The following is a 12700-nucleotide window of genomic DNA, read 5'->3' as shown; positions in this document are numbered from 1 at the left end:
CGTCAGCGGTCGGCTCGGGGGACTCATCGCCGGCCGGTGCGCCGGCTGATTCGGGTGCGGGCTCGGCGTCGGCGGCGTCTGCGGGCGCGCCCTCCTGGGCCGCGTCGGCCAGTTCTTCGTGGTCCGGCGTCTCGATGTCGGCCTCGCCGGGCTCATCCACTTCCGTCCCGCTCTGGAAGTCAGTGCCGTACTCCTGTTCGATTTCCTCGCGTTCGTCCTCGTCCAGTTCGAACTCGGTGTCGAAGTCGCCGAGGTCACCGCCGTTGTCGGGTTCGGACGACGACTCCGGTTCGTCCTGTCCCATCGCGTCGGCGTCGGTCACCGGCTCACTCGACACCGGTGGTTCGTCCACGGGCTCGCTCTGTTCAGGCGTCGAGGACACGTCCTCACCCACGGACTCACCCGGCGTGGTTTCGTCGGCTGCGGCGTCGGTCGCTGTCTCGGGCGTCTCGACGGGTGCGTCACTCGTGGCCGCGCCGGCGTCTGGCTCTGTCGACTCGTCGCCGACCGGTGCGCCGGGCGAACCGGGCGCGGGCTCGGCGTCGGCAGCGTCTGCGGGCGCACCTTTCTCGGCCGCGTCGGCCACCTCCTCGTCTGTCGTCGGCTCAGTAGCGCCGGACTCGGTTGCCGTCGCGTCTCCCTCTGCGTCCTCAGTCGCCGTCTCCGGGGTGGAAACGTCAGTATCGAGGTCGAGAGAGGCAAGGAGCGGAATCGGGTCGTCGGTCCCGTCGTCCGGTGACAACGACAGCCCTTCCGCCTCGTCCGTGTCGCCGGCGACGACACGAGCGGCGTCGAGCGCCGTCGTCCGGAGCGCGTCGAGGTAGTCGCCGGTCGTGCCGTAATGATCCAGCGCGAGCGTGATGCCGGCCGCGGCACTCTCGTCGATGCCTTGGTCCAGCAGCGCGAGGCGGAGTTCGTCGCCGGCTAAACCGGCCTGTTTCGCGCTGGCCATCTGTCCGATGCGCGAGACGGTCTGCTCGGCGGCCTGGACGACCCAGCGGTCCCGCGTGTCCGCGTCGACCTCGCTGATACTCTCGGGTCGCACCGAGGTGAACACCCGGTCGCTGTCGTCGGGCTGGAAGGTGCGGGCCTTGCCCGTGACGGCGACGAACATCGGCGGGTCGGCCCCTTCCAGAAACGCCAGTTCGTCGGGCTGGTACTGGCCGGCGTAGATGACGAACGGGCCGGTCGGGTCCACGACCCGGGCGCGCAACACGTCGTCGTTGACCTGTTCGAGTTCGGTGAGGACGCCGACGAGGAACAGGCGGTTGACCCGCGCGCCGGTCGGCGTGACGACGTAGTTCGGCGCGCGCTCCTCGTCGGACTCCGAATACGAGAAGTCGGCGTCGTCGAACTCCGCGGCGAACAGCCGATGGGCGACCTCCCGGCGGCCGGGGCCGCTGTCGCCGGATTCGCTCATGTGTCCGCCTCCTGTAGGAGGGTCCGCGCACGCGTCGCCGGGTCGTCGCCGGCCTCGACGAAGGTCGAGGCGGTGAGGTTCGCGCCGTACTCGTCGACCGACAGCGACCCGCGGACGACGTACTCGCGGCCCACGATGCGGTCGCTGATGCGCTCGGCGACCACCTCTTTGTCCATCGCGTCGCGGGCGTGCTCGCGGGCGTCGTCGAGGTCGCCGCCGTACACCCTGGCAGTGAGTTCGTCGTCAAGTACTGCGGTGACGGTGTCGGTCCCGTCGTCGAGGATGGCCTTCGTCCGCAGGTCGTCCTCGCCCTCGACAGCGCCGTGGGAGCGGCACTGGCCGTTCTGGATGACGCGGCCACACTCCGGACAACGCTCGATGAGGCCGGAGCCGTCCCGCACCTCGATGACGTTGCCGGCCAGTTCCACGTCGAACAGGCCGCCGCTCTCGACAGCCTCCCGGATGGACATCCGGGGCGCGTCTTCGGTGACCTCGACCGTGCGGTCCAGCGCGGTCACCGTCGAGAACTCCGAGACGTTTACCGACGGTGCACCGCGGAACTCGCGGACGAACGTCTCGTCGAGGCGGACGGACGCCCCTTCCTCGATTTCCTCGTGGGGCTCCCAGTCAGTGAAGGGGAGGCGGCCGCTCTCGTCGCCGAGGACGCCGCTGAGAATCGTCGTCTCGCCGTCGCGGCCGTCGATGACCTTCTGCTCGCACTCCAGCACCTGCACCTCCACAGTGATGCCGCGGTCACCCGGTGCGAGGTCCTGCAGCGCGGCGCGGCCGCCGACCTCGTAGTCGATGTCGAGCGTCTCGTCGACGACTTCCGGGTCGGTGCTGTCGCCCAGATTGAGCTCCGGCTGGCCGTCCCACTCGCGGACGCCGGCGTTGCCGAGCCGGACGGTCTGGCCGGGCTGGAGGTCGCCCGAGAAGCCGTCCCAGGCCGTGTAGGATATCTTCCCCGTCTCGTCGGCGAGTTGGCCCTCGCGGATGACGTGCTGTTCCCCGTTGTACTGGATGGAGCGACGACCCGACGTGAGCACCACGGCGGTGACCGTCACGTTCGAGTCGTCGGTCGACACCTCGCTGATGGCCTTGCTCGACGGCGTGCCGTCGCCGCTCGAGCCGCCATCGCCGTACTTCCGTCTGAGGCTCTGCTTGGCCTCGTCCATCGGGACGGAGTAGTTCACGAGGTTTTCCAGGTCGCGTGTGACCTCCTCTTTGTCAACACCGAGGTCGGAGGCGAGCTCCTCGGCATGGTCTTCGAGAGACATCGACTGACGGTTCGACGGGAGCACTCAAAAGCGTTTTCGGCCGGCCGTGCAAGTCACGACCGTTCACACCTGTTCAAAATCGCCCACAATTCTTATTTGTGATACTGTAATCTCTCAGGATATGGGCGTTGACTGTGTTGGGACGTTTCAAATGGCTAAAAAGTACGTTATCGGAGATATTCGACTAGTCGGGATTCGTGATATCAGATCAAATAATAACGGCAGTCGCCCGGGGGCCTGACTGTGGGCAGTATGTTCGGGTCGAAGCCGTCGGAGGCGCACGTCATCTGGCGGAGTGGCCGGAACAACGACGGCAAGAAGAAGTTCGATTTCGAGTATCTGGAGCTGTGGGCCGCCCACTTCGGCGTCGACTTCGAGCAGTGGACCCGCGTCGATCACGACCGCGGTGACGAACCCCGCGAGCAGTTCGCTTGCGTGTTCCGCTGGGCGAAAAGCGGCGGGCAGGAGCTGTCCGTCGGCGACGAGGAGTGGACGATGGGGTCCCAGCGCAAACCCCGCACGTTCCTCGAAATCGACGAGGAAGGGATGGTCAGGCTACGGGGCTGGAGCACGGAGACGACGCTCGACGTCGAAGAACTCGTACTGAAAAAGACGGTGCTGAAGCTGAAAACCGGCGACGGCACCGTGAAGAAACTCGACGTCCGGAAGCTGTCGAAGCGCCCCGAAACAACGTCCTCCTGACTGTAACCCAAAAGCCGTTTGACGTGTCGCCGGCACGAACGAGTATGCACGTCGTCGTCAACGCCGCCATGAGTGTCGATGGGAAACTCTCCTCCCGCCGCCGCGAACAGATCGCTATCTCCGGCCCGGACGACTTCGACCGCGTCGACCAGCTTCGAGCCGACAGTGATGCTGTGATGGTCGGCGTCGGTACGATTCTCGCTGACGACCCCTCACTGACCGTCGACGACGCCGACCGCCGCGCCGCCCGGGCCGACCGCGGCAAGCCGGAAAATCCCGCACGCGTCGTCGCCGACTCCCGCATCCGACGCCGCCGGACGCCACAGTGCTGGACGGTCGCGCCCAGACCTACCTCCTCGTCAGCGAAGCCGCCCCGCCGGACTTCATCGAGGAGATGGAAGACGCCGGCGCGTACGTCATCGCCGCCGGGCAGGACCGGGTCGACCTGACGACGACGCTTGCGAAACTGGAGGGCGACGGTATCGACCAGCTCATGGTCGAGGGTGGCGGCGAACTCATCTTCGGCCTGCTAGAAGAGGCGCTGGTCGACGAGCTGTTCGTCTACATCGGGCCGAAGGTCATCGGCGGCCGGGACGCGCCGACGCTGGCCGACGGCGACGGCTTCATCGAGGACTTCCCGGAGCCGGAGCTGGCCGGCGTCGAACGGCTCGACGACGGCGTGGTGCTACACTGGCAGTTCTAAGAACTGGCCGACAGAATTAGTGGTCGTGGCCGGTCAGCTCGGCGAAGGACTGGCCGAAGCGCTCTTCGAACAGTTCGCTGGTTTCCTCTTCGAGCGCGACGATCTGCTCGTCCGGCTCGCCCTGCGCGTGGTGGACAGCGCTGTGAATCCGCTGGGTCATGCCGAACATCGCGATGTCGCCGACGACCTGCGGGTCCGTCTCCTCGGGCGACTCTCGGAGGATGTCTACGAGTTCGCTTGGGACGGTGAGTTCGTCGGTCTCTTCGCCGTCGTCGATAGTCAGCGTGACAGTATCGGTTGCCATGCCGCTCACTCCGGGGGCTATCCTAAAGGGTCTGTGGATGTGGGGACGAACGAAGAAACAACTGCGCTAGTCGTCGACTTCTGCCGCGGCCTCGGACTCCGCCTCGGCGGCGGCCTCGGCCTGTGATTCGAGGTACTCGTCGGCGTCGATGGCGGCCTTACAGCCCATCCCGGCGGCGGTGACGGCCTGCTGGTAGTGGTAGTCGACCACGTCGCCGGCACCGAAGATCCCGTCGACGTCGGTGGCGGTCTGGTCGCCGCCGGTGCCGCCGTGGGTCTGGATGTACCCGGTATCGTCCAGCTCGACGCCGGTGTCTTCGAGGTAGTCGGTGTTAGGCGTGTGACCGATGGCAATAAAGACGGCACCAACGTCGAAGTCGAAGGTTTCGGTCCCGTCGGCGTCGAGCTTCTCGCTGGGATGGCCCGCGTCGTTCTGTGCGAGGGTGACGTGGTCGACCCCGTTCTCGGGTGAGCCGTGCATCTCCAGCAACTCGGTGTTTCGCATGATCTCGATTTCGCCCTCGTCGACCTTCTGCTGGACGCGGTCGATCCAGTAGTCCTCGGCGCGGAACTCCTCGCGGCGGTGTGCGATGTAGACGGTGTCGGCGAACTTCGTGAGGAAGTGGGCCTCCTCCATGGCCGCGTCGCCGCCGCCGACAACGAGCATGTCCTCGCCGCGGAAGAACGCGCCGTCACAGGTTGCACACGTCGAGACGCCGTAGCCCATCAGCTCGTCCTCGCCGGGGACGCCCAGCGTCCGGGCGCTGGCTCCGGAGGCGGCGATGAAGGCGTCGCAGGTGTACACGTCGCCGTTCGACAGTTCCACGCGGAACGGCCGTTCGCTGTCGTCGATGTCGGCGACGATGCCGTGTTTCAGCTCGGTCCCGAACCGCTCGGCCTGCTCTTTCATGTTGTTGATGAGGTCCGGACCGGAGAGCCCCTCGGGGAAGCCGGGGAAGTTCTCGACTTCGCTGGTCAGCGTGAGCTGCCCGCCCGGTTCGTCGCCTTCCAGAACGAGTGGGTCGTTGTTACTTCTGGCGGCGTAGATGGCCGCTGTCAGTCCCGCTGCGCCGGTGCCAGCGACGATGAGTCGTCGGTGTTCGACCGATTCTGTCATTAGCCAAGCTAGACTACCGGGCCGTATTTAGCTTGTGTTGTCGTGCGCCGAACTCGCACTGGGACGACACGCTTAGGCCACTGCCACCGTTCGCTGAGGGTATGGCCGCAGATCTCGAAGAGAAGACCGACCGCTACGAGGGACTGCTCGCCGAGGCGCTCGACGCGGCATCAGTCGCGCCACCTGAAGGGACGCCGATGCACGACGCCGCACTGGAGTGTGAAGAGATGGCGGCGGCGTATCTGGCGGACGGTCGCCACTTCAGGGACGACGACGACCCGGTCAACGCGCTGGCATCGTTCTCGTACGGGCATGCGTGGCTGGACGCGGGCGCACGTATCGGACTCTTCGACGTTCCGACCGAGGGTCACCTATTCACTGTCTGAAACTATGGTCTAATTTGGGTCCCAGTTCGGAAACCGGTTAACTGTCAACAGTCCTCCGAATCGTCCGGGTTTCCATGAAACAGACCAGGCGCAGTGTGTTACGGAGTATCGGTGCCGGAACAGCAGTCGCAGTCGGTGGCGTCGGTGCCGCGAGTGCCGCGCCGCCGAGAGACGGCGATACGATCGTTGACGTGGCCATGGCGGCCGACGGCTTCGACGTGCTGGTGGCCGCAGTGCAGGAAGCCGGCCTCGTCGACACGCTCAGCGGGAACCGTCAGCTGACGGTGTTTGCGCCGACCGACGATGCGTTTAACGCCGCGGGAATCACTGTCGACAACGTCGGCGATGTCGACGACGAGTTCCTCGTGGACGTCCTCACGTACCACGTCGCACCGGGCGAGCGAGACGCAAGCTCCGTCGTCGACTCGGAGAAAATCCCGACGCTGAACGGGGCGAAGATCGACGTAGACGGGACTGACCTCAACGGCGACCAGGCCGATATCGTCGACACGAACATCGAGGCCTCCAACGGCTTCATCCACGCCATCGACGGCGTGTTGCAGCCGTAACCCGGCGCACGACTATCTCGAGCCCGTGCGTGACAGCCGGCCAGAATTGCCACCCCGCGACGACCGCTTCGGGTTCTTGATGCCCACCGCTGACAATTAGCTTCCGCCGTTACGCTCGTAGGCAGCTATCGCACAATCGGCCAGTGGATATACGTACGCCCGGAGAGTTGGGTCTGCTGATGGAGGGTGTCCTCTGGTACGTTCTCTCCGGGACCCGTGGGGGGCCAAACAGAGCCCGTATCCTCAAGGCCCTCAAGCGACGGCCCCGGAACGCTAACCAACTGGCGGAGGACCTTGACCTCGATTACAAGACCGTCCGGCACCACCTTGACGTGCTGTTGGACAACGGCGTCGTCGACAACACCGGCGGCGACTACGGCTCCGTCTACACGCTGACGGACAGGACCGAACAGTACTGGGACACCATCGAGGAAATCATCGCGGAGATCGAGTGACAATGGCTGAAATCGGGAAAGGAGTCTTACCACGAGCCGGCATAGGAGGGCACAGATGGCAGTCTGGATGACCGCGGCGAGTGTCGCGTCCGCGCTCAACGTCGTGGTCCTGCTCGTGCTACTGTCAGTCTGGGTCCGGAACTACCTGGCAGTGGGTTCGAAACACGCGCTCGGACTGACGGTCTTCGGGGTACTGTTGCTCGCCGAGAACTGCCTGTCCGTCTACTACTACGTCCTTGACCCGGAGGTCGCCGTGCTGTTGCGAAGCGCCGCCCCTGTCGCCGGTCGCGCGATGACATTCGTTGCGATACTGGAGCTCGGAGGGCTGCTGTTTCTGGCGTGGATCTCGCTCGATTGAGCGGTTGCCGCGACATCCCTCAAACGGGGGCTGTCGTCGTGTGGATGTATGTATCTGGTATGCAACTGTAACCAAATCATGCCAGTTGGTAACATCGCTTTTTATATTTCATCACTCCCCCACGATGTGCGGAACCACACGGTGACTCCCGCTGACCCGGTAATTCCGGGACCCACTTGCCGCTCCCGACCGATCAGGAGCGGTCGTATCGAGGTGAGGACTGGTCGTTCGACGGAGCACAGATGGAGTCGCACGGCGGTGCAGCCCCCCATTTATGCGTTGTGCACGGACGGCGGCGATAACCACCAAGATTATATAGCCGTACGGCGGGCCATGTCATACCCTATCACCCCGCTATCCGGCGGTTCCTGCGGAAATCCGGGGAAAGATTTATATACTTTACGGACTAACTATAGGATAAGGCAGTTTCCCCAAACAGTCTTAAAATTTCTGCACCCGGCAGAACAGAACTCCCAATCATGAGTGAATCACCAACGCGGACGAGCACACGAGAACGAGACGAGCAAATATCCGAACCGACGGAGCAGGAGGCTGTAGAGGCCTGTCCCGAATGTAGTGGCAACGTCGTTACGGACTCCGAACACGGCGAAACAGTCTGTGAGGACTGTGGACTGGTCGTCGAAGAGGACGAGATCGACCACGGGCCGGAGTGGCGGGCGTTCAACTCCGCAGAGAAGGACCGCAAGTCCCGCGTCGGTGCGCCGACGACGAACATGATGCACGACAAGGGGCTCTCGACCAACATCGGCTGGCAGAACAAGGACGCCTACGGGCGTTCCCTCTCCAGCGAGCAGCGCCAGAAGATGCAGCGGCTCCGGACCTGGAACGAGCGGTTCCGTACCCGTGACTCCAAGGAGCGCAATCTCAAGCAGGCGCTGGGCGAAATCGACCGGATGGCCTCGGCGCTGGGACTCCCCCAGAACGTCCGCGAGACATCCAGCGTCATCTACCGGCGCGCGCTCGGTGACGACCTCCTTCCGGGCCGCTCCATTGAGGGCGTCGCCACGTCCGCGCTGTACGCGGCCGCTCGCATGGCCGGAAACCCCCGGTCGCTGGACGAGATGGCCCGCGTCTCCCGCGTCGAAAAGATGGAACTCACACGGACCTACCGGTACATCGTCCGGGAACTCAGCCTCGAAGTCCAGCCGGCGGACCCGGAACACTACCTCCCGCGGTTCATCTCCGACCTCGGACTCAGCGAGGAGACCCAGCGACAGGCACGGGACCTCATCGAAGGTGCTCGCCAGTCGGGGATGCTCTCCGGCAAATCGCCGGTCGGCATCGCCGCAGCGGCCGTCTACGCCGCCGCGTTGCTGACCAACGAGAAGGTCACACAGAGTCAGGTCAGCGACGTCGCCGACATCTCCGAAGTGACTATTCGAAACCGGTACAAGGAACTCCTCGAAGCCGAGGACCTTCCGGCCTGACGCCCGGGTGAAGGCAGACTAATGGGGAGACGCCAAGGCTTTTTATCGTTGGATATGTGTGTGTGAGTAACATACATGGAGGAAGCGTACGTTCGATTGCTCTGTCCTGAGTGTAAGAAAGACTGGGAGTCGACGCCAACGGACTTGCCGCGACACGACACGACGTTCCACTGCCCGAACTGTCACGCGAGCCATCGGCTCGCCGTTTTTACCCGCACGGAAAACGACTTGCAGACGCTGAAAGGTCTGCAGTAGCTACTCGCTCGTCGCCGAGCGGGCGCCACACGCCTCACAGCGGAGCAACAGCGCGCCCTGTTCCCGTTCCAGTTGCGTGTCCGGCAGCCCACACTCCGAGCAGAGCACGAACTCGTCGACGTACTCGTCGATGGACGCCTCGATACGGTCGGCATCGAACTCGCCGGTCAGGCGCGCTCGACCGCTCTCGTCGATGTGGCCGCTTGTCCCGAGGTCGTTCTGGAGGAACTTCATCACATGGTCGTCCTCGCGTCCGAGCCGGGAACACGTCGACTGGAAGTTCTCGTAGACGGTGACGTTCCCTTCCTGTCGGACGTCTGGATCGGGGACCTCGAACCGCTCGCTTGTGCCGTCAATCTCGGGCGTCTCCTCCATCGCCCGGTCGAGCATGTCGTCGTATTCCATACTCCTACGTCACAGAGCGGTCAACAAAAACTTTTCATACGGACTGTTTGAGCGATTTCCCGGTCTGTGTCGACCCCGAGGTCGGCACTATCCGGAACTATCTACAAGAATCCGTCACAGCCGGTGGTGGCCCGCTATCGCCAGGCTGTAAGTGTGCAGGTCTCGTCCGCTACCATCGAAATCCAGATGTCATCGTGGGCAATATCGGCGATGACGAACCGCTGCTGGCCGTCGACATCGTCGACAGCACACATCACATCAGACGCAGTGCCCGACCGACGGGTGGGACGTTCAACCTCGTAAGACACAATTGTTTATCTAGGATGTGCGGTAATGAATGTGTCGTACTCGTTTCGTCTTTTGATACTCTGAAATCCGGTCGCTGACGCAACAAAACGGCTCGTGTCTCGCTATTGCCGTTGTGAGTATCAAGGTCGATCCAACAATTGTCGATGCCCACGACCGAAGACAGCTGTTCTGAACTGCCGCGAGAAGTGCGGCTCTGTCAGGGTGCGAGCCGGTTCTTGCGTCCCTTCATCTCCCGCTCGTAGTAGTCGAAGGTCTTGGGACACCAGTCGGCTGCCAGGTCGAGCATCTCCTCGGTCATCTCCCGGATCTCCCACTGTGCGTCCGCCGCGGCTCGCATGTCCGCGACGTGCATCAGCATCCGGGCGTTCATCGACATCACGATGTTCACCTTTGTTCCGATTGGCAGCACGAACCGAGCGTCTTCCGGTGGCATTCCCAGCTCAAGCAGTTCCTGGTACGATTCGACCGCCTGTTCGATGGTGTCTTTGAATATTTCCGTGCGCTCCTCGAACTCCTCGTCGGAGACGCTCGCTTTCTGCTGGTTCCGGCCGATCCAGTCCGGGTCCGTCGCGGACGGCGGCGTCACGACCAGTTCGCCTTCCCGGACGGCTTCGGGGTCCACGTCGTCGAAGGAGACGTACCGCATCGACTGCACGTCGAAGGAGACGTGGCGGTGGCGGGTGATCTGGGCCATACAGGAGCGGGAGACCCCCTCCACGGCGAAGGTCGCCTGCGCGTGCTCGAACGGACCGAAGTGGCCGTGGTCGAGCAGGTGGCCGATGAGCGTCTCCTTCTTGTCGTCAAGGGTGTCTCCGTCGACCTCAGCCATCGTCGCTTCGAACGACTGGCTGCCGACGGAGGTGTCGCTGTAGTCGTTACGTGCTGCCTTGCAGATGAGGTCCTCGGGGTCGTCTGTGGCTTCGAGCAGCTTTACGTCCATATCGGGTGGGTGAACCGGAGCGGCAAAATACTTCCTTCCCGGACCGACACGGGGTTCGGACCGCCTGTGGATGGCGACGTACTCAGATGTCCTGCCAGTCGGTCGGCTCGCCGGCGAGGCCGAGCACGCGGGCCTCGCGGCCGCCGCCCTCGGCGTCGCGCACGTCGATCATCCCGTCGAACGCCTGCTTGATGACCTGCAGTGTCTGGTCGTCGTGGGCTCCCGAGTCGATGGTGAACACGCCGATGTAGCCCGCGGAGTCCAGCCGCGAGGACAGCACATGACAGAACTTGAACACGGTCTTCTTGTCCGTGTAGGTCAGCATCGTCGACAGCGAGACGAGGGCCAGACGGCCCTGTTCGTTGCCGGCGTTGTGTAGTCCCTCCAGCGCCTTCGTGATGCCGATACCGATGCCGGTGAGATCACCGGGCGAAGAGACGTGGTGGGCGTGGGCGTTGCCGATTGCCTCCTCGTCCGTGCCACCTTCGCCCCGACAGTCGATGACACCGAGCTGGGAGTCGTCGAGGTCGGGCACGAGCGACCGGAACTCCTCGACGACGCTGCCCGCGCCGTCTCCGGTCGTCACGACCACTGCGCCGTCGTCCTTTCGCAGACCATCGGCGAGAATATCGTATGCGAGTCGTTCCTTCCCGCTCATTGCTGGGCCGGAGATCAGGATGCTGGACCCTGGCCGGACCTCACTGAGCGCATCGAACTCTAGTACTGAGGTGAGATCATACATTGTTTGTCGCTCAGTTGTCTTCATCGTCGCTCAGTCCGCGAAGCGTTGCGATGAAATCGGAGTCGTCTTCGATGCCACCGAGTGTCTCCGAGAGGTCGTCTCGCATCTCTGCGACTCTCTGGGTCAGTTCGTCGTACTGGTCACTCTCCGCCAGCTCTGCGCTCGATTTCGTCGCTTCCAGCGTCGCCTGCTTCTCGACGAGCGCGTAGTACTCCTGCAGCAGAGAGTCGTACTCGGAGCGGTCGAGCAGATTGTCGACCGTCTCGTGGAGCTGTTCGCTCCGGATCGGCTTTGAGAGGTATGCATCAAAGCCCATCTCCAGAATATCGAAGTCCGGTTCGACGGCAGTGACCATTGCCACCCGACAGCCCAGCTTCCGCTCGCGAATACGCTCCAGCACTTCGTCCCCGGAAAGTCCGGGCATCATCCGGTCGAGCAACACGACATCGACATCCGCGTCCAGTTGCTCCAGGCCCTCGTCGCCGTTCTGTGCCATGCGGACCTCGTACTCCTGTTGCAGCCACAGTTTGTACGTCTCGGCAACATCTGGTTCGTCTTCGACGATAAGCACCACAGGTAGGTCCGAATCTGACATAATGTTCTACTATCCCCCGTTTGCATATCCACGTACATAGCCCTGTGGGTGCGGGCGTGTAGCGCGTCTCGGCCGGTGACAGAACGATACCCACATCCGGGACGACGGCAAACAGGCCTGTAATGATCCGAAACCTCGCCCGTGGGCAGCAGGCCTTCACGAGCAACGTGTTCCTCGTCACTGGGGACCGAACCGTTCTGGTCGACGTCGGCAACGAGTTCGACGTGGTGTCGGCCGTCGAAGAGCACGTCGACGACATCGACGCTGTTGCGGTCACCCACACCCACTACGACCACGTCGAGAACCTCGACAGCGTCGTCGACGCCTTCGACGTGCCGGTGTACGGCTACGACACGGACCAGGACGGTGTCGAGCACGCTATCGCTGATGACGGAACGATACAGCTAGGTGACCACGACTACCGGGCGCTGCACACGCCCGGCCACAAGAACGACCATCTCTGCTTCTACTCGGACGAAGCCGGCGTCCTGTTCGCCGGCGACCTCGTATTCGCCAACGGGAGCTTCGGCCGGACCGACCTCGACGAAGGCGACCGTAGTCTGCTCGTCGACAGTATCGAGCAGGTGCTGTCGGTTGTCGACGAGGACCTACAGGAGATGCACACCGGCCACGGGCCGAGCGTCACCGACGCGCCGTATCAGGACATCGAACTGGCCCTGCAGGCCGCGAAGTTCTGAGGCTGCGGCTGAGCGATA

Annotated in this window: 17 protein-coding genes and 1 pseudogene; 9 read left to right on the top strand and 9 right to left on the bottom strand. The window is 63.6% G+C overall.

Annotation, left to right across the window (positions count from 1 at the left end; translation table 11 throughout):
- Together GJ630_RS02920 and GJ630_RS02915 are read right to left on the bottom strand one after the other, a co-directional pair.
- The coding region (locus GJ630_RS02920; protein WP_191449359.1) for a hypothetical protein at positions 1 to 1420 on the bottom strand (1420 nt) is incomplete at its 3' end.
- Positions 1417 to 2697 (bottom strand): Single-stranded DNA binding protein, encoded by a 1281-nt coding sequence (locus GJ630_RS02915; protein WP_151103464.1) that lies wholly within the window; start codon positions 2695 to 2697, stop codon positions 1417 to 1419. The genes GJ630_RS02915 and GJ630_RS02920, both read right to left, overlap by 4 nt.
- 243 nt (positions 2698 to 2940) lie before the next feature.
- On the opposite strand from GJ630_RS02915, the gene GJ630_RS02910 reads away from it, so the two are divergent.
- Together GJ630_RS02910 and GJ630_RS02905 are read left to right on the top strand one after the other, a co-directional pair.
- On the top strand, positions 2941 to 3399 hold the full coding sequence (locus tag GJ630_RS02910; protein WP_023843295.1) for a hypothetical protein: 459 nt from the start codon (positions 2941 to 2943) through the stop codon (positions 3397 to 3399).
- Between the two features lie 44 nt (positions 3400 to 3443).
- Positions 3444 to 4102, top strand: a pseudogene (locus GJ630_RS02905) (2,5-diamino-6-(ribosylamino)-4(3H)-pyrimidinone 5'-phosphate reductase).
- A gap of 16 nt (positions 4103 to 4118) precedes the next feature.
- Here GJ630_RS02905 and GJ630_RS02900 read toward each other — a convergent pair.
- Positions 4119 to 4406 carry a hypothetical protein gene (locus GJ630_RS02900; RefSeq protein ID WP_014040541.1) on the bottom strand — a complete coding sequence of 96 codons (288 nt, stop codon included), beginning with the start codon at positions 4404 to 4406 and terminating at the stop codon, positions 4119 to 4121.
- A 66-nt stretch (positions 4407 to 4472) separates the two neighbouring features.
- On the bottom strand, positions 4473 to 5522 hold the full coding sequence (locus tag GJ630_RS02895; protein WP_191449358.1) for an NAD(P)/FAD-dependent oxidoreductase: 1050 nt from the start codon (positions 5520 to 5522) through the stop codon (positions 4473 to 4475).
- A gap of 101 nt (positions 5523 to 5623) precedes the next feature.
- On the opposite strand from GJ630_RS02895, the gene GJ630_RS02890 reads away from it, so the two are divergent.
- The 6 genes from GJ630_RS02890 (at position 5624) to GJ630_RS19745 (ending at position 8993) form a co-directional block, all read left to right on the top strand.
- On the top strand, positions 5624 to 5908 hold the full coding sequence (locus GJ630_RS02890) for a DUF357 domain-containing protein (RefSeq protein WP_014040539.1): 285 nt from the start codon (positions 5624 to 5626) through the stop codon (positions 5906 to 5908).
- A 74-nt stretch (positions 5909 to 5982) separates the two neighbouring features.
- Entirely contained in the window at positions 5983 to 6477 is a 495-nt protein-coding gene (locus tag GJ630_RS02885) for a fasciclin domain-containing protein (protein WP_064288182.1), read from the top strand.
- 179 nt (positions 6478 to 6656) lie between these two features.
- Positions 6657 to 6932 (top strand): winged helix-turn-helix domain-containing protein, encoded by a 276-nt coding sequence (locus GJ630_RS02880; protein WP_014040537.1) that lies wholly within the window; start codon positions 6657 to 6659, stop codon positions 6930 to 6932.
- Positions 6933 to 6987: 55 nt separating this feature from the next.
- On the top strand, positions 6988 to 7290 hold the full coding sequence (locus GJ630_RS02875) for a hypothetical protein (protein WP_023843293.1): 303 nt from the start codon (positions 6988 to 6990) through the stop codon (positions 7288 to 7290).
- A gap of 479 nt (positions 7291 to 7769) precedes the next feature.
- Complete coding sequence (locus GJ630_RS02870) at positions 7770 to 8738, top strand: transcription initiation factor IIB family protein (protein WP_014040535.1); 969 nt, start codon at positions 7770 to 7772, stop codon at positions 8736 to 8738.
- Positions 8739 to 8813: 75 nt separating this feature from the next.
- Positions 8814 to 8993 carry a hypothetical protein gene (locus GJ630_RS19745; RefSeq protein ID WP_004515550.1) on the top strand — a complete coding sequence of 60 codons (180 nt, stop codon included), beginning with the start codon at positions 8814 to 8816 and terminating at the stop codon, positions 8991 to 8993.
- On the opposite strand, the gene GJ630_RS02860 is transcribed toward GJ630_RS19745, so the two are convergent.
- The 5 genes from GJ630_RS02860 to GJ630_RS02840 all read right to left on the bottom strand — a co-directional run bounded on the left by GJ630_RS02860 (position 8994) and on the right by GJ630_RS02840 (position 11984).
- Entirely contained in the window at positions 8994 to 9398 is a 405-nt protein-coding gene (locus tag GJ630_RS02860; RefSeq protein ID WP_014040534.1) for a translation initiation factor IF-2 subunit beta, read from the bottom strand.
- Between the two features lie 134 nt (positions 9399 to 9532).
- Positions 9533 to 9706, bottom strand: coding sequence for a hypothetical protein (locus GJ630_RS02855; RefSeq protein WP_155120743.1), 174 nt, complete (start codon positions 9704 to 9706; stop codon positions 9533 to 9535).
- 197 nt (positions 9707 to 9903) lie between these two features.
- Complete coding sequence (thyX, locus tag GJ630_RS02850) at positions 9904 to 10647, bottom strand: FAD-dependent thymidylate synthase (protein WP_014040533.1); 744 nt, start codon at positions 10645 to 10647, stop codon at positions 9904 to 9906.
- An 82-nt stretch (positions 10648 to 10729) separates the two neighbouring features.
- Positions 10730 to 11389, bottom strand: coding sequence for an ATPase domain-containing protein (locus GJ630_RS02845; protein WP_044951863.1), 660 nt, complete (start codon positions 11387 to 11389; stop codon positions 10730 to 10732).
- Positions 11390 to 11399: 10 nt separating this feature from the next.
- Positions 11400 to 11984, bottom strand: coding sequence for a response regulator transcription factor (locus tag GJ630_RS02840; RefSeq protein ID WP_023843291.1), 585 nt, complete (start codon positions 11982 to 11984; stop codon positions 11400 to 11402).
- Between the two features lie 122 nt (positions 11985 to 12106).
- Here GJ630_RS02840 and GJ630_RS02835 point away from each other — a divergent pair, with 122 nt between their 5' ends.
- On the top strand, positions 12107 to 12682 hold the full coding sequence (locus tag GJ630_RS02835) for an MBL fold metallo-hydrolase (protein ID WP_014040530.1): 576 nt from the start codon (positions 12107 to 12109) through the stop codon (positions 12680 to 12682).
- Positions 12683 to 12700 lie beyond the last annotated feature (18 nt).

The sequence above is a fragment of the Haloarcula sp. CBA1122 genome (assembly GCF_009741785.1).
Lineage (GTDB): Archaea > Halobacteriota > Halobacteria > Halobacteriales > Haloarculaceae > Haloarcula > Haloarcula hispanica.
This window is presented reverse-complemented; position numbering and strand designations above follow the sequence as displayed.